This is a genomic window from Sphingobium sp. TomTYG46, assembly GCF_055396345.1.
Genome location: NZ_AP027325.1, coordinates 294,904 through 311,514, shown reverse-complemented (window position 1 = coordinate 311,514; position 16,611 = coordinate 294,904). Strand labels below are relative to the sequence as shown.

At 60.8% G+C, this 16,611-nt stretch carries 14 protein-coding genes; 8 read left to right on the top strand and 6 right to left on the bottom strand.

What is annotated here, in order from left to right; genetic code table 11:
• Positions 1-71: 71 nt before the first annotated feature.
• Complete coding sequence (locus tag ACZ5YV_RS14710) at positions 72-980, bottom strand: alpha/beta hydrolase (protein WP_464789817.1); 909 nt, start codon at positions 978-980, stop codon at positions 72-74.
• Between the two features lie 27 nt (positions 981-1,007).
• Positions 1,008-2,429, bottom strand: coding sequence for an NAD-dependent epimerase/dehydratase family protein (locus ACZ5YV_RS14705; RefSeq protein ID WP_464789816.1), 1,422 nt, complete (start codon positions 2,427-2,429; stop codon positions 1,008-1,010).
• Between the two features lie 319 nt (positions 2,430-2,748).
• Here ACZ5YV_RS14705 and ACZ5YV_RS14700 point away from each other — a divergent pair, with 319 nt between their 5' ends.
• The 4 genes from ACZ5YV_RS14700 (at position 2,749) to trxC (ending at position 8,654) form a co-directional block, all read left to right on the top strand.
• On the top strand, positions 2,749-5,127 hold the full coding sequence (locus ACZ5YV_RS14700; protein ID WP_464789815.1) for a TonB-dependent receptor: 2,379 nt from the start codon (positions 2,749-2,751) through the stop codon (positions 5,125-5,127).
• An 85-nt stretch (positions 5,128-5,212) separates the two neighbouring features.
• Positions 5,213-5,605 carry a VOC family protein gene (locus ACZ5YV_RS14695; protein ID WP_464789814.1) on the top strand — a complete coding sequence of 131 codons (393 nt, stop codon included), beginning with the start codon at positions 5,213-5,215 and terminating at the stop codon, positions 5,603-5,605.
• 556 nt (positions 5,606-6,161) lie between these two features.
• Positions 6,162-8,198, top strand: coding sequence for a M3 family metallopeptidase (locus ACZ5YV_RS14690; RefSeq protein WP_464789813.1), 2,037 nt, complete (start codon positions 6,162-6,164; stop codon positions 8,196-8,198).
• Positions 8,199-8,216: 18 nt separating this feature from the next.
• Complete coding sequence (gene trxC / locus ACZ5YV_RS14685) at positions 8,217-8,654, top strand: thioredoxin TrxC (RefSeq protein WP_464789812.1); 438 nt, start codon at positions 8,217-8,219, stop codon at positions 8,652-8,654.
• Here the strand turns inward: trxC and ACZ5YV_RS14680 are convergent, their stop codons facing one another.
• Positions 8,655-10,679, bottom strand: a complete 2,025-nt coding sequence (locus ACZ5YV_RS14680; RefSeq protein ID WP_464789811.1) for an elongation factor G — start codon at positions 10,677-10,679, stop codon at positions 8,655-8,657. It abuts the gene before it with no gap.
• Between the two features lie 397 nt (positions 10,680-11,076).
• Here ACZ5YV_RS14680 and ACZ5YV_RS14675 point away from each other — a divergent pair.
• From ACZ5YV_RS14675 to ACZ5YV_RS14665, 3 genes are all read left to right on the top strand, one after another.
• Positions 11,077-11,837 (top strand): IS5 family transposase gene (locus tag ACZ5YV_RS14675; protein WP_464789810.1). Its coding sequence is split into 2 segments (ribosomal slippage): positions 11,077-11,401 and positions 11,401-11,837, totalling 762 coding nucleotides; the frame shifts between segments, so codons are not numbered across the junction.
• Positions 11,838-12,025: 188 nt separating this feature from the next.
• The gene (locus ACZ5YV_RS14670; RefSeq protein ID WP_464789809.1) at positions 12,026-12,226 is read left to right on the top strand and encodes a hypothetical protein; all 201 of its coding nucleotides are present in this window, start codon (positions 12,026-12,028) and stop codon (positions 12,224-12,226) included.
• A 5-nt stretch (positions 12,227-12,231) separates the two neighbouring features.
• Positions 12,232-13,068 (top strand): SAM-dependent methyltransferase, encoded by an 837-nt coding sequence (locus ACZ5YV_RS14665; protein WP_464789808.1) that lies wholly within the window; start codon positions 12,232-12,234, stop codon positions 13,066-13,068.
• A 141-nt stretch (positions 13,069-13,209) separates the two neighbouring features.
• On the opposite strand, the gene ACZ5YV_RS14660 is transcribed toward ACZ5YV_RS14665, so the two are convergent.
• Entirely contained in the window at positions 13,210-13,614 is a 405-nt protein-coding gene (locus tag ACZ5YV_RS14660) for a DUF2147 domain-containing protein (protein ID WP_464789807.1), read from the bottom strand.
• Positions 13,615-13,715: 101 nt separating this feature from the next.
• Between ACZ5YV_RS14660 and ACZ5YV_RS14655 the strand changes: the two genes are divergently transcribed.
• Positions 13,716-14,432 carry a methyltransferase domain-containing protein gene (locus ACZ5YV_RS14655; protein ID WP_464789806.1) on the top strand — a complete coding sequence of 239 codons (717 nt, stop codon included), beginning with the start codon at positions 13,716-13,718 and terminating at the stop codon, positions 14,430-14,432.
• On the opposite strand, the gene ACZ5YV_RS14650 is transcribed toward ACZ5YV_RS14655, so the two are convergent.
• Together ACZ5YV_RS14650 and ACZ5YV_RS14645 are read right to left on the bottom strand one after the other, a co-directional pair.
• Positions 14,419-15,513, bottom strand: coding sequence for an NAD(P)/FAD-dependent oxidoreductase (locus ACZ5YV_RS14650; protein WP_464789805.1), 1,095 nt, complete (start codon positions 15,511-15,513; stop codon positions 14,419-14,421). The genes ACZ5YV_RS14655 and ACZ5YV_RS14650 overlap by 14 nt on opposite strands.
• Positions 15,513-16,583: a type III polyketide synthase gene (locus ACZ5YV_RS14645; RefSeq protein WP_464789804.1), complete on the bottom strand. Its 1,071-nt coding sequence runs from the start codon at positions 16,581-16,583 to the stop codon at positions 15,513-15,515. The genes ACZ5YV_RS14650 and ACZ5YV_RS14645 overlap by 1 nt, the downstream gene beginning before the upstream one ends.
• Positions 16,584-16,611: the final 28 nt, after the last annotated feature.

The window sequence follows — 16,611 nt, the reverse complement described above, 5'->3', positions numbered from 1 at the left end:
TACCTTCGGTGGCCTTCGGCTCGGCACGCCATTTCCCGAATGTCGATCGGCCCTAGGACGGGGCATCGGGCTCAGCGCTTCGGGGCTTCCTTTGCCCCGAAGCCGTTGAGGTCGATCCAGCGGAACAACGCATCGGTCCAACCCTGCGTCGTCGTGCCCTTAAAACCCAGGCCGAAACCATGACCGCCACGTTGATAGGCGTGAAACTCGATTGGGCGGCGAGCAGCGATCCAGCTTTCGATGAGCGCATAGCCCGCGCGTCCTGACAGCGGGTCGTCGGTCGCCATCGCCACGAAGGCTGGAGGCGCGTCGGTGGGCACGTCCACCTTTTCCATCGGCGGATAGAGCATGGCGGAGAAGGCGGGACGGTCGGCGATCGGCGCGTCGATGGTCACGCGGATCGTCGTTCGCGCTCCAGCAGAAAAGCCGATCATGCCGACCTTGGCCGGATCGACATGCCATTGCGCCGCACGCGCCCGGACGAGCTTTAGCGCCGCGATCCCATCGGCGATCGCATAAGGGGGCGTGACGATGCGCAGGCCTTCACCGGGCTTGCCGACCCAGTCGGTCATTCTGCCCTGCATCATCTTTCCGAAAGCTGGCCAGTCGCGCGGGGTCGGGTCCAGCCGGTATTTGAGCACGAAGGCGGCGATGCCCCGATCGGCTAACAGGCGAGCGACCTCCATCCCCTCATGATCCCAGGAAAGCGTCATGAAGCCGCCGCCCGGCGCAATGACCATGGCGGTGCCGGTCGCTTTTGCCGGGTCGGGGAGGACGGGCAGCAAGGCGGCTTCGCTGGTATTGCGGACGCTCATGTTGCCGGACTTACCGAACCAGATTTCAGGGCCGTTGCCGCCGGGCACGGGGCCCGTGCCAAGAGGGATTGCCTGTTGCAATTCCGACGGGGCGGGCAGCTGCGCAGCCGCCGTCGTGGTCCCTAGAATCCATGCGGCAGCCAGGCAAACGAGCGTCGTTTTCATTCCACCTCTCCCTATACCTTGTCCCGCTTAACCAGCGGCGTCGCCCCATACCTGCGCGAAGAAGGGATTGCGCGCCGCTTCCGCTTCATAGGCGGTGGTATCGATCATGGTGACGGGGCACCAATGACCGCCCTGGAGGTATAGGCGTGGCGTCATCGTGAAGCGATGGCCTACAGCGGACTGCCATTCCACGGGTACGTCCGGGCCATCGAAAGAGTTGCCAAGATATTGGCCGCCGCGATATTCCGCCGCTGCCTTCAGGTCATCGATCCGCCAATCTTCCGGTGAACGGCTTTCGTCATAACCATGATCGAGCAAGGTCGGTTCCCGCGAAGGCTGGGCGTAGTGGAAGTCGTCCCAATTGCGGGGAATGGCTTCCCATGCCGCGCGTGATCCGAAATAGGCGCGGATCTTGGCTTCATCATTGGTGGCGAACCAGTTGAGGCTGCCGTCCGGCCCATTGGACAGCTTTTCAATCTGTTTTGAAACGACACCCGGCATCAGCTTGGGCACCATGCGTCCAATCCACGGCATATGCCGTGGGGCTTCGCGGAAATACTCATCGAGCGATTGTTCACGGAAGGGCACCAAGGCTTCGAGCCGGTCGGAGTCAGCATACCACTGGCCGTGGAAATTGCGGGTGGCGAACCAGTGGGGTTTCAGCACCTTGCGGTAGTTGGGCATGGATTTCTCCATGAACTCATGATTCACCACGCGCGATGACGCGCCGCCGCCCAGATTGTAGAAACTGCGCCAGAATGCATCCGGCACATCGTCGCCGCACAGTGCCGCCATCAAGCGGCCGCTGTCATTGGCGGTAGACCATTCGAACACGCCATTGAGCGGATTGTGAAACATGATCGGATCGAAAATCTTCCACATTTCGAAATGCGCCATCCCGCTTTGGCGCACCGATGCCCAATGGGTGATGCCACTCTGTGCGACGATCGCTTCGGCTTGTGTCTTTGTGACGGCATAATGATCATAGGCGCTGATCTTGATCGGGTCGCCCGTCCGCCCCCAATGCACAGGTGCATTGCGGCTGCCGGTTTCGGCGATGGTGCCGATATAGATGAGCCGTGTCTGCTTGGGGTCGCCCGCCGCGTGGATCGCATCGACGATATTCTGCGCGCCACCGACGTTGACGCGGGTCACAAGCTCGGCCGGAAGGCGGTCCGCAAGTGGTGACACCAGAGCGCCGACATGAAGCACGACATCGGCGCCCTCGACCCCCTTACAGATCGAGGCGGTGTCGGTGAGGTCGCCCCAAATGACTTCAGCCAGGCCACGGCGCTGGACGTCCTTTACGACGGGGTGCGACTTTTCCTCTGGCCTTACCAATATTCGCAGGCGCAGCGTGTCCGCCTTTTCCGCAATGCGCTTAACCGTCTCGCGGCCCATATTGCCGGTGGCCCCGGTCAGGAAAATTGTCTTGCGGCTGTCGGTCATGATGCGTTCCCCAAATTATGCGACGTTAATCGCACTTTAGCGTTCCAATAACAAGAATGTAGTTTGAGCAGCGATCGGGACATCGATATCCAATTCCCCGTCGATCAACGAATAATGCGATCAGATGAATATCCATTCATATGTATGCGGATGTCATGTGCGCATTCCCTACGAATGAATTGGTCATGTGTTGCTCATAAAACACGGTTGCGTGCGAAAATTTGCGAGGCGATGAGTCTCCGGATTGCGATGAAGCCCTGTGGCCGTTAGCGGGCTCCACATCGCTCGGGCCAAATCTGGGCTATTCGGAAAGGATGTCATGAAGAAGGTTAACGGAATTTCTGCGTTGTTGTGCGGTGCGGCGCTGATTGTCCCTGTTGCTGCTTGGGCGCAGGAAAGTGTCAGTAATGACGACAACGCCACTAACGAAATCGTCGTAACAGCGACTCGTGAATCGCGTTCGCTTCAGTCGGTGCCGATGGCCGTCAACGTCGCGACCGGCGAACAGCTCCAGAAGTTCAACATTTTCGACGCGAAGGACGTGCAGCAGCTTGCCCCTGGTCTTGAACTGACCAACACCTCGGGCCGCAACAACACAACCACCCTGCGTGGCGTGACCTTCGATCCCGATCAGGGCACCAGCCCGGCGGTTCAGGTCTATTACAACGAAATCCCGACAGACGCGCAGACCGTCTATACCGCTCTCTATGACATTCAGCAGATTGAAGTGCTGCGGGGTCCGCAAGGCTTGCTGCGCGGTCTGTCGTCGCCGGCCGGTTCCATCACCATCGCGACCCGCCGCCCGAACTTCGACGAAATCGAGGGCTATGCGCAGGCGACCGCCACCTCGCGCGATGGCTACAATGTGCAGGCTGGCGTTTCCCTGCCTTTCAACGACACGCTTGCGATCCGCGTCGCTGGCCTGGTCGATGGCAACCGCCTGAACAACGTCCGCAACATCACGACGGGTGAACGCTCACGCAGCCGCACCGAAAGCGCGCGCGTAACGCTGGGCTGGCGGCCGAGCAGCGACTTCACTGCCTATCTGAGCTACCAGTATCTGTTTGCGGACAATAGCCAGCTTCAGCAGGTTGTCGGTGCTGGCAACGTGCCGGACGGCTTTAACCAGTCGGGGCCGGCTCTTTCTGAGTCGGATTACGCTGCGGTGTCGGACGGCCGGTTCCGCAACCAGAATGAGAGCCATATCGTTAATCTGGCCTTCGATTATGATCTTGGTCCGGCCACCTTGTCCTTCGCAGGCGCTCACCAGTACAGCAGGCTGAAGGCCGAACGCGACCTCGACACCGGCAACGCGATCCCCAATTATGTGCAAGCGTCTAGCATTGACACGCCCTACAAGGTGGACTCGGCGGAACTGCGCCTGGCGTCCAACAACAAGGAAGGTTTCGGCTGGGGTGTAGGTGCGTTCTACACGAAGCAGACTGGCACCGTTGTGACCAATCAGCGAGCAGACCAGTTCTTTGCTCCGCTTCCTGTCGCATTTGGCGTGTATCTGCCGATCGATACAGAGGTGTTCACTCCGGTGAATGCGCAGACATGGTCGTTCAACGGCAATTTGCGCTATCGTTCCAACGGCTTCTCGATCGAAGGCGGTTTGCGCTATTCCATTATCAAGAATGTGCAAACGACGGACATCTTCCTGACTTCTCCGGGTTATGCTCTATCTAATCCTCCAATTCCTCCTTTTGAACGATTTGAGGAAGGCGTTCCTGCTGATCTGCAGCGGTTTACGAACAAGCCTCTGACGGGCGGCCTGACGATTTCCTATGAGTTCAATCCGCGCCTCAACGTGTATCTGGCCTATGGCCACTCCTATCGGGCCGGTAGCACGGGGGTCGCTGTTCCCGCCGGGGTGAGCCGGGACCTGATCCGTACACAACCCGAAAAGACCGATTCTTTCGAAGCCGGTTTGAAGGGCAAGCTGTTCGACAACCGGGTGAATTTCACAGTATCGGCGTTTTACCAGACGCTGGAAAATTATCTGAGCCGGTTCACGGGCATCCAGTATAACTGCCCGGAATTGAACGGGGCCTGCAGTGTCAATGGACCGGCGATCGCCCCTGGGGAACCGACCAACGGCGGCTTCGACTTCAATTATAATGGCGATGCCAAGATCAAGGGCGTGGAAGCTTCCATCGATGGTCGCATCAACGATAATTGGAACTTGGGCATTAGCGCATCCTATGTTCGTGCCCGTTTCAAAGATGCTCGCGTACCTTGCAATGACTATGCAGGCACTGGCGTTCCCAATCAGAACGGCGCACCGGCTGTAACTGGCCCGGGCAATGTCAGCTATTGCGTAACCAACGGTCGTCTGTCCCAGACTCCGGACTTCACCCTCACCGCGAATACGGAAATCCGTTTCCCGATGGGTGAGTTTACGCCGTTTGTACGGGCGCTCGTGAACTATCGTCCGGGCTTCTATGCAGACCAGGTCGATTATGACTATCGTTCGCGTACCCTGCTGAACCTGTTTGCAGGTTTCCGCACGGAAGACGATCGGTTCGAGCTGACCGCTTTCGCGAAGAATCTGCTGAACCAGAAGCGGATCACCAACGCCAGCCTGGGCACCGCCCAGATCAATACGGCTGCTGGTATCCCCTATGAGTCCGGTTATCGCGTCGTGAACGTGACCAATCCGCGCGAATTCGGCCTGACCGGAACTTTCCGGTTCTGATGTCGATCCTGTCGTAAGGATAGCGTTTCAGAGGGCCAGGGGAGGTTATCCCCTGGCCCTTTCCATATAATCAGGAGTAGGATGAATGACCTCGCATTTTGGTTTTACAAAGCTTGTGGTGCAAGACCTGGAAGGCACCGCCGCCTTCTACAAGGATGTTGCGGGCCTCGCTGAAATGGCGCGGATTCAGGATACGATCGGCGATCGGCAGATCGATGAAATCCTGTTCAATGCTACGGGCGAAGGCGGCGCCACCTTCGTTTTGTTCAAGTTTCTGGACCGGGATGCTCCTGCACAGGATGAGGTCATCCTGGGATTTCAGACGAGCGACCTTGAGGCATTTGTCGAGCGGGTCCAAAAGGCTGGCGGCAACGTTGTGGAGCCGATTGAAGTGAGGGAAGCTCATGGTGTGAAGGTCGCCTTCGTGACCGATCCCGAGGGGCATCTGATCGAGGTTGTGGAATTGTTGGCCAAGTAAAAGAAAAGGCGGCGCGGGACATGGCCGCGCCGTCAGTTCATAAGCTATCCGCCCGTTCCATGGTGTCTCTACGTCGCGGAGGCGAGGTGCCGGACGCTGCATGGGCAGATCAGGAAGCACCGAAGGGCACCTTTAATGATCCAACGCTGGTCGCGCGGATCGCCCCTGCTTTTAGGACAGCTCTTGGGCAGGGCGTGGTTTCCATTCCTGCCAGTGCGCCCGGCTTTTCTGGAAGCGAAGATTTTTCGGAGTGGGGGCGCTCGGTACTCCGTCGGCCTATCTGATCATCGGCAGCGATACGCCGGAGGAGGTGGCGGAATAAAAGGCAGAGGGGATCACGCCGCCCGCCAACCATTCTCCACTCTATGCGCCAGTGGCAGATCGGCTATCCGCAGCGGGACGGCGGCTCTTGTCGTGACTGCCTGGCGATCAACGGGGTGGATGCTCGCTAAGATTGTGCGGACGAGGTAGCGACAGGGAGCTTGAAGAGCGGGGTGTCATGGCCCAATTAAGGGGCTTCCCTAGCCCGTTTGGGCTGCCCCAGCCAAGAGTAGCCATGACTTCGCTCAACCCCCTCCTTGCCGATACCGACCTGCCCGATTTCGCCGCCATCGAGGCAGCCCATGTGGTTCCCGCCATAGAGGTAGCGATTGACCAGCACCGCGCCGCGATCGAGCAGATTACGGCTGGGCAAGCCGATGACTTCGGCAGCGTTATATTGGCGGCGGAGCGGGCGGACTTTCTCCTGTCGCGCACATGGTCGCCCATTGGCCATCTTGCGGGGGTAGCCGACACGCCGGAATTGCGGGAAGCCCATGCTTCGGCACAGGCTTTGATGACGGCTTACCTGATGGAAGCCGGGCAGAACCGGGCGCATCACGATGCAGTCGCGCGCGTGGCCGACCGGCCCGACTTTGCCGATTTGCGTCCTGCGCAGAAGCGGGCCGTCGAATTGGCGCTGCGTGCCTTCCGCTTGGCGGGCGTAGCCTTGGAGGGTGACGCCCGCCAGCGTTTCCTCGACATTGGCGTGGCGTTGAGCGACCTTAGCACCCGCTTTGGCAATGCCGTGCTGGACGCGACGGAAGCGTGGAGTGAGCATGTGACCGACGAGGCGGCTCTCGCCGGGGTTCCAGAAAGCGACAAGGCCATTCTTGCCGCCTATGCCCAGGAAAAAGGCCTGTCGGGTTGGTTGATCACTCTGCGCCAGCCGAGTGTGCTGGCGATCCTGCTCCACGCCAACGATCGGGCGCTGCGGGAGCGGGTTTATCGCGCCCACAATACGCGCGCGTCCGATCAGTCGGATGACCGCAGCCATGACAATAGCGAGCGGATCGACCAGATCATGGCGCTGCGGCATGAAGCGGCGCAGATATTGGGCTTCAACGATTCCGCCGCGCACTCGCTTGAAACCAAGATGGCGGCGGATGCGGACGAGGCGCTGGTCTTTCTGGCCGACCTCGCCAAGCGCGCTCGCCCGGTCGGCGAGAAGGAACTGGAAGAGGCGCGCGCTTTTTCCGCTGAGCATTTTGGTTTGAACGAACTTTATCCGTGGGACCTGTCATACGTCGCCGAGGCGATGCGGCGGACGTTGCATGGGGTCGATCAGGAAGCGCTGAAAGCCTATTTCCCCTTACCCCGGGTGCTGGCGGGTACGCAGAAGCTGATCGAGCGGCTTTTCGATGTGCGCCTGATCGAACGGGAAGCTGTTTCCACCTGGCATCCCGATGTCCTTTTCTACGACGTGCTGGATGCGAGCGGCGAGGTTGTCGCGGGGGTCTATCTCGACCTGTTTGCTCGGGCGGGTAAGCGTGGCGGGGCATGGATGGATGTGTGCCGGGCGCGGTTCCGGGATGCCGATGCGTTTCACCGGCCGATTGCCTATCTGACCACCAACTTCGCGCCGCCTGCCGGTGATCGCCCCTCGTTAGTGACGCATAATGATGTGGTGACGCTGTTCCATGAATTCGGCCATGTACTGCACCATCTGCTGACGGAGGTCGATCTGCCGTCGGTCGGCGGCATTTCCGGCGTCGAATGGGATGCAGTCGAGCTGCCCAGCCAGTTCATGGAGAATTTCGCCTGGGAAAAGGACACGCTGATCGGCCTGTCCGGCCATGTGGACACAGGTGAGCCGTTGCCTGAACCTCTATTTGACCGGCTGCTTGCCGCGCGGCAGTTTCAGGCGGGGCTGGCGTTGCTGCGCCAGATCGAATTTGCGACCTTCGACCTGCTGCTGCATCGCGACTATGATCCGGCGCAGGGCGCGCGGGTATTGCAGACGCTGGAACAGGTGCGGGCGGCGGTGGCTGTCGTCCATCCGCCTGAATGGAACCGCTTCGCCCATGCGTTCAGCCATATTTTTGCGGGCGGATATGCGGCGGGCTATTATTCCTATCTGTGGGCTGAACTTCTTTCCGCAGACGCTTTCGAAATATTCTCTCATGCCGATCTGCCGGGAGGAGGCGCCACCGCCTTCCGCCGCGAGATATTGGCGGCGGGCGCCAGCCGTTCCGCAGCCGAGAATTTTCGGGCTTTCGCCGGACGTGCGCCAGAAGTCGATGCCTTGCTTCGATCGCGCGGGCTGGCGGCCTAAACAGAAGGCCATTGTAGCATGGACGGACCCCTTGTGATCAGTTGCCCGGCCTGCGCCACGTTGAACCGTGTGCCGAAGGAACGGTTGGGGGAGGGGGGTTGCGGGCGGTGCAAGCAGGCCTTGTTTCAGGGTCGGCCGGTGACGTTGACAAGCGCCAATTTTTCGCAGCATGCAGCGAGCAGCGACGTTCCGCTCATCATCGATTTCTGGGCGAGCTGGTGTGGTCCCTGTCGCCAGATGGCGCCAGCCTTCGAGGCCGCTGCCGCGCAGTTGGAGCCACACGCCCGGCTGGGGAAGATTGATACCGAAGCGGAAGCCGATCTTGCCGCCCGCTATGCGATCCGGAGCATTCCCTCGCTGGTCATTGTGCACAAGGGGCGGGAAATTGCCCGCAATGCGGGCGCCATGCCGATGGCAGCGATTGTCAGTTGGGCGCGGCAGCATCTGCCTGCGTGATCAGGCGGGCTCCTTGACCCGCTGGACGATGCTGCTGGCGAGTTTTGGCGCAACTTCCGCGAGATGATCGAAATGCGCTTCGAAATGAGCCATGCCCTGGCTCATCGAGCGGATTTCCGCCTCCAGCCCTTGCAGACCCGCTTCCGGCAGCAGGACCTCTATCACGTCCCAGGCCGACCAGCCTTCGCGGCTTGTCATCCGCAGCATCTGGCCACGGCGGGAGGCCACGGCGGAGGTGATGCGGGATGATGCGGTGCCGGGCGTCATGATCGTTACATGCGCGACCGGCTCCAGCAGATAGGGGGACGCAGCGGCCAGCGCGTCGCTCATCGCTATCCGTCCGGCGGTGCGGAAAGCGAGTTCGGAGCTATCCACGCTGTGAAAGGAGCCGTCGACCAATGTCGCTGCGACATCGACCACGGGAAAGCCGAGAGGGCCTTTTGCCTGGGCGTCATGTACGCCCTTTTCGACCGCAGGAATCCACTGCTTGGGTATCGCGCCGCCCGTGATCCGTTCCTCGAAGCGAAGGCCCTCTCCCCGTTCCAGTGGGCGCACTTCCAGCACGACATCGCCGAACTGGCCATGGCCACCGGACTGTTTTTTGTGCCGCCCACGTTGCGTCACCGTTTTGCGGATCGATTCCCTGTAGGCGATTGTCGGCGGCTGCACAGACACGGCCACGCCATAGCGGCGCTTCAGGCGGGCCAGCGCGACGTGCAGATGCTCGTCACTCACGCCGTGAAGGAGAGTTTCTCGCGATGCTTCGTCCTGGCTCCAATGAAGGGCATGATCTTCCTCAGCCAATCGATTGAGGGCGGTGGACAGGCGCACCTCGTCCTTATGATCCTTCGCGGCGATCGCTACTGCGCAATTGGTTGCCGGTCGGTGAGCGAGCAGCCCGTTGCCGCCGGGTTTGGCCGCGATGCCGATCAGGTCACCTGCCTTTACCGTGTCGATCTTGGCAATGCCGACGATCGCGCCGGGTTCGGCGGTGGCGATCTTGGTCGTGGCAAGACCCTGAAGCGAAAATATCCCGCCCGCGCGCAGGGATTGTCCGCTATTGTCCTGGAGATCGGCGCCGTCCTGCAAACTGCCACCGAACAGCCGCGCGATCGCCAGGCGGCCTACCGTTGCCGCATGGGAAATCTTCAGCACCTGTGCCGCCGCTCCGCTGATGCCTAGCCGATCAGCCGTCTTTGCGGGGGCAGGTGTGTCATGCCGCAGCATCTTGAGCAGGCGGCGGATACCAAAGCCGTTGGCGGCGGAACCGAACAGCACCGGCACGATGAGGCCGCTCGCGGTTTCCTGTGCGAGATCGGCGAAGATCGTTTGAAGGCTTGGCTGTTCATCCGACAGAAGCTGTTCAAGCAGGACGTCGTCATGATCGGCCAGTTGTTCCAGCATATGAAAGCGCGCCTGGCTTTCGTCAGCCTTCAACTCTTCGGCGAGCGCGATCTGCTGCGATTGCTTGCCTGACTCATAATGATAGGCTCTTTCCAGCGCGAGATCGACGAAGCCGTCGATCCGATCACCCGACCGGATCGGGATTTGTCGAGCGACGAGCGCGGCGGCGCTCATGGGAGCGAGGGCCGTAAGCAGGTCCTGGATGCTGCCTCGCGCCTGCTCGATCTTGTTGACGAACAGGGCATGTGGAACGCCCGCCCGTTCGAGCTTGCGCAGTGTGGGCTCTGCCAGAGGGGCACGGGCCGGGTCAGGATCGATGACGACGATGGCCAGATCGACAGCATTGAGAGCGATGGCCGCGTCATCGGCAAAGCTGGGCGAGCCCGGAATATCGACGATGGAGAAATGATCCCCCATCCATTCGAACTGCATGAGATTGAGTTCGGTGGAGCTTCCCCGCTCTCGCGCTTCCGGACTTGCATCGCCGACGCTGGTGCCAGCTTCGACCGATCCCTGTCGCGAAACAGCCCCGCTGATGTGCATGATTGCTTCCGCGAGGCTTGTTTTACCCGCTCCGGCGGGGCCGATCAGCGCAATGGAGCGCGATTGCGTGCCGCTCATCCTTGCTCTCCTCATCCCGTCTTTCGTGGCGAAGACGGTCCTTCTGACGGAGCGATGTTCTGCCTATCGCGGGGGGAACGCAAGGGGGCTTCGACCGGATCGAGCCACTGACTTGCCTGAGCGCACATGCAATCGCGAGATGTGCATTGCGGTCATTCATAATAGTCGTCCTTATCTGCCGGAACTGGTTCAACCGCCGTTCGATTAGGTAAAGCGCAGAGAGAGGCTGGCTGATGCGCAAGGATGAAGAGCGGCGGCAGCGGCGAAATGCCAAGCGATGGTTGTGGGCGATCGTTGCTGCGGGTCTGGCTCTGGCGGTGCTCATAGCTTATACTAGGGTCAGGACCCATTGATCAGAGCGTGGCGATCTGATTCAGGCTCCGTGAGGAGACTGGATTTGAGCAACCTGTACTGGCTGACGAACGAACAGATGGCGCGGCTGGAGCCGTATTTCCCGAAGAGCCACGGCAAGGCTCGGGTGGATGATCGCCGGGTGTTGAGCGGGATCATTTTCGTGAACCGCAACGGGTTACGCTGGCGGGATGCGCCGAAGGATTATGGGCCGCACAAGACGCTCTACAACCGCTGGAAGCGGTGGAGCGATAAGGGTGTCTTCCTTGGGATGATGGAAGGGCTGGCTGCGCCGCAGGCTTACGAACGCAAGACGGTGATGATCGACGCGACCTATCTCAAGGCGCACCGCACGGCATCAAGCCTGCGGGTAAAAAAGGGGGCGCGGGGCGCCTGATCGGGCGCACGAAAGGCGGCATGAACACAAAGCTTCATGCTGTAACAGATGCCAACGGTCGCCCGATCCGCTTCTTCATGACGGCCGGTCAGGTCAGCGATTACATCGGTGCCGCTGCCCTGCTCGATGAGCTTCCCAAAGCAAGATGGCTGCTCGCCGATCGTGGCTATGATGCCGACTGGTTCCGCGATGCCTTGCAGGAAAAGGGCATCACCCCCTGCATCCCTGGTCGAAAATCCCGGAACAAGGCCGTCGAATACGACAAGCGCCGCTACAAAAGGCGTAACCGCATCGAGATCATGTTCGGCCGCCTCAAGGACTGGCGCCGCGTCGCGACACGCTACGACCGCTGCCCGACAGCCTTCTTCTCCGCCATCGCCCTCGCTGCCACCGTCATCTTCTGGCTCTGATCAGTGAGTCCTGACCCTAGCCTGCGTGCTCCCGATCCGGCATTGCGAACGTCAGATGTGGCGGTGCCAGCCTCTGCAACCGCAGCACCAGTGGGGACGACAACCGGAACGAACCGCCGCATCGGTAATTGCAATCTTCGCGATCCCTGCACGAGGGACCGATCTTCCTCATTTCAGGAGTTTGATCGATGTCGCTAACCGGACTTACTGCCATCATCATCCTGATCGCTGCGGCCCTGCTCGGCTTGGTGCTTTATGCGCGTAATCGGGGGCGGTTGAGTAGTGGCACCGCGTTGATCGCTGCGCTCGTCATCATCGCTGCGGCTTCCGTCACGATGCTGTATCCGTCTTTCCTGACCGCGACGCATGCGGATCGGCCGGTGCCCTGAACCGCATGATTGTTCCCGACCATGCGCCAACGTCCCGCAGCGTCGCGCTTCATTATGATGAGCTTGACCTCGCCTATCGTCGCATTTGGGGTGATCATGTCCATCATGGATATTGGCGCACCGGGACCGAAACGCCTGAGCAGGCCGCTGCCGAGTTGGTGGCTGCGGTGGAGCAAAGGCTTGGCATAGAAGCGGGGCACCGTATTTGCGACATAGGTTGCGGATATGGGGCGACGGCGGCCGGTATCCTGACACGCCATGACGTGTCGATCGTCGGCTTGACGCTATCGGCGGCCCAGCACGCAATTGCGCAAGAGCGTTCGCCGCGCTTTACCTGTCTGGTGCAGGACTGGTTGGACAATGGCCTGGAAACGGCGTCGTTCGACCGCGCTTATGCGATCGAAAGTTCCGAGCATATGACGGATAAGCAGCGCTTCTTCACCGAGGCAAGACGCATATTGCGGCCGGGCGGCCGTCTGGTCGTGTGCGCCTGGCTGGAGGGGGCAGGAGCGTCCGCTTGGGAGGTGCGGCATTTGCTGCTGCCGATATGCAAGGAGGGCAGGTTGCCCAGCATGGGAAGCCGGGAAGATTATCTGACGTTGGCCTCGAATGCTGGATTTCGCCTGATGGACTATCGGGACATCAGCCGGGAGGTGCGCCGTACCTGGTCGATCTGCCTTGGCCGTCTGACGAAGAGCGTCTTGAGCGACCGGGACATTCGTCGGCTTGCGCTTGGCCGCGCTACGATGAGCCGCGATTTCATATTAAGCCTTCCGCGGCTTATCCTCGCCTTACGTACAGGGGCGATGCGGTATGGGATATTTCAGTGGGAAGCGGCCTAGGGCCGATCGACATTCAGTTCTGGCGGCCTGCAAATGGCGGTTCTCCGCGCTTCCGGTGCTCACGTACTTTGAGTACGCTGCGCTCCGGGTCACGGAAAACCACCATTTTCGACACGCCATCTCCTGAATGTCGATCGGCCCTTAGCCGCCTCGGGTCCAGCGTCGCGATTCACAGATGAAGAGCACGCAGCCCGTGAGCTTCAGCGATCCGTCAGGGTTGCGCGCCAGTGAGGAACGATAGCTTTTCCCGCTTTTCGGATCATAGGCCCGCCCGCCTGTCCATGTGGAGCCGGATCGGCTGAAATCCCAGAGGGTGAGAAGGCCCGCCAGAGGCCGCGCGCGGAGGCGAGGGTTCGGGTTATGGACGTCCGTCTTGGGGACGTCAGCACTCGTATCGAGCACTCGCACGATCCGGCCGCACAGTTTCGCGCCGCACGGCTCGATCTTGACGAGGCCTTTGCCATCGTCCGTCACCCATAGACCGGCTACGTCGGTTGCAGGAACCGCAGCCGAAGAGGCAAGCAAGAGGAGAGAAGCCGCCAGCATTGTCATACTCCTGTCCGCCCCCGCCCTTGCACGGTGAGACAAAAACTGCAGCGCATCAACTGCTTTCTATGTGGTAGAATGAGGGCGGGAGAAGACGAGACATGGCCAAGCTCATCACAAGATCGCGTCAGGAAGAGCAGATGGATGCGCCCGATCTCAATCCGGCTGTTTATGAGCGCGTTCTGCACGATCTGGCGCGGGTCAACCGATGGACATTCACATCCTGGCCGACCATCGCCTTTCTCCAACGCGCAGTGGGACAGGCAAGACATTTCCGCCTGCTCGATGTTGGATTTGGCGACGGCGACGTTCTGCGCGCGATTGCCCGATGGGCGCGGCGCCGGGGTATCGATGCCGAACTGATAGGCGTGGACCTCAATGAAAAGAGTTTGCAGGCGGCGCGGCATGCGACCCCGTCCGACCTGTCGATCGATTATCGAGCTGGCGATTATCTCGATCAGCCGGAGCCGTTCGACTTCATCATTTCAAGCCAGGTCACGCATCATATGACCGACGCGCAGCTGATGACTTTCCTGCGTCATATGGAAGCGAATGCGAGGATGGGCTGGTTGATCTGCGACCTGCACCGACATGGCTTTGCGCATTGGGGCTTCCCCATTTTGGCGCGACTGCTGCGCGTCCACAGGATCGTGCGGGAAGACGGTCAATTATCGATCGCCCGATCGTTCCGGCGTCGGGAGTGGATCGATCTGTTGGCGCAGGCGGGCATATCTGAGGATCAGGTGCGGATAGTGCGCCGTTTCGCCTTTCGCCTGTGCGTGGAGCGTGTGCGGGAGACGCCACTTACCCTTTCCTGATCCGGGTTAGGGATGCGGCGCCGGTTCCCAATCCAGGCGCGAACCGTAGCAGCGACATCAGGATATTGCGGGTCAGGGGTGCTGCGGCACCATGGCGCAGGGCTTCGGCAATGCCGACAGGCCGCGCGCACTGCCGCCGCCATTTGTCCTGCCATGCCGGTGAGGCTTCAGGTCCTGCGACCAGCATTGCTCCGGCTGCGCTCGCTCCGCTGGCCAGGGCGATGGCGATACCGTCGCCCGCGAGTGAGGCTATGACGGCGCTTTGGTCGCCGATCCGAAAGACGCCTTTCTGGCTTTGGGGCGCGCGCCAGCCATAGGGAACGCCCGCGACAGCATCGAAATGGGTGGGGACGCCCTGAAGCCGTTCGTGGAGCAGTGGGGCCTCCTGTTGCAAATCGTCTAGCAGTGCGGGAACGCTTCCCGTTGTGGTGAGCCGATCTCTGCTCACCGACAGACAGAGATTGATCGATCCATCCTCCTGCAAAAGCAGTCCTGCATAGCCATGATTAAACAGGTGCAGTTCAACGAAGCCCGACAGCGCATCAAGCAATGCGGAGGACGCAGGGAGAGAAGTGCGTAGCCCGACCGATGAGCTTGAGAAATCCCGGGCGACGCCGCGCAGCTCATGCTTGCCGACGCCTATGAACAGGGCGCCTGCGGTAAGCGTCTCGCCATTGTCGAAACGCACGGCGCGGCTATCTGGATCGGCTGTGCGGGCTGTTCGGCCTCGGCTGACGATAGCACCGGCGTCGGCCGCTGCCCCGATGAGAGCATTGTCCAGGACGTGGCGGGAAATACCGGCGGCTGTGGCGGGCAGGGCTGCTTCGACGCAGCGTGTCCCCGTGACCAGCCTGAAGCGGCTTATGGGCCGCGCCCCAAGCTTCCAGGGATCCACCCCCAATTCCATAAGGCCAGCGATCGCATCCCAGCCAAGAAAGCCGCCGCACACACCAGCGGGGGCAGTGGTCTGACGCTCAATCAGATGCGGCCTCATTCCGGCGCGGGCGAGGGTGATGGCGGTGGCCGAGCCAGCCGGGCCGCCGCCGATGATGAGCGCCTCCAGATTGGCCGCTCCTGTCATCAACCTGCTCGCGAAAAGCGGAATCCTTCCGCAGCGACGCCCGGTCCGAAGGCGAGCGCGACGCCGGGGCCGGAGCTCCCTTCATCAAGCAGGTCGCCGAGGATAAACATCAGCGTTGCGGACGACATGTTGCCATGGCGCGCGAGGATGCCGCGAGACACGGCCAGAGCATCGGGTTGCAGGTCCATGCCGTTTTCGACCGCGTCCAATATGGACCGGCCCCCCGCATGAACCGCCCAATTCGCGACCGATGCGGGATCAGTCGAACCACAAATCCGGTCCCTGACGCCGTTGTCTCGCAGAGCAGTCTGAATGCGGCTCGGGACTTCGCCGGACAGGTGCATGACGAAACCGGCGTCGCCTATCTCCCACCGGATGAGATCGGCAGAACCTGCCAGATTTATCGCGAAGGGCGCATCCATCGCGAAGCCGCGATCCTGCGCGCTGACCAGTGCCGCCGCCGCGCCATCGCCGAATTGCAGCATCATCAGCAATCTTTCGACCTGCTGTTCCCGCTGAAGGTGAAGCGAGGACAGTTCGACAGTGACCACCAACACGCGCGCATCGGGCTCTGACCGCACGATATGCCGCGCAGTCCGAAGCGCCGCGACCGCTGCGTAACAGCCCATGAACCCTACAAGTGTCCGCTCCACGTCTACCAGACCCAGCGCGTCGGCGATGATCTGATCGACGCCGGGAGCGACGAAGCCGGTGCAACTGGCGACAACCAGATGGGTGACGCCATCAAGAACTATCTTTGCACGCAAGGCGTCGATGGCTCGAAGGGCCAGTTCAGGGGCGTAGCGATGATAGAGTTGCATGCGTTGCGATGTTGAAGGCATGGCATCCGCATAGAAGCCGCCGGGATCGACAGGTGAGGCTTCCGCGTCCATCTGGGGAAGGACCGACCAGCGATGATTGATGCCGCTGCGCTCTGCCATGCGGACGAACAGACTGCGCGCCCGTTCATCCACTAATTGCTGGCTGGCCCATCGAATGAAAGGGGAATGCACATCCTGGTCAGGAACGGCGCAACCTATCGCGTTTATGCAGGCACGTCTTTCGTTCATCGCATTCCACTTTGTTGCCCGGATCTAC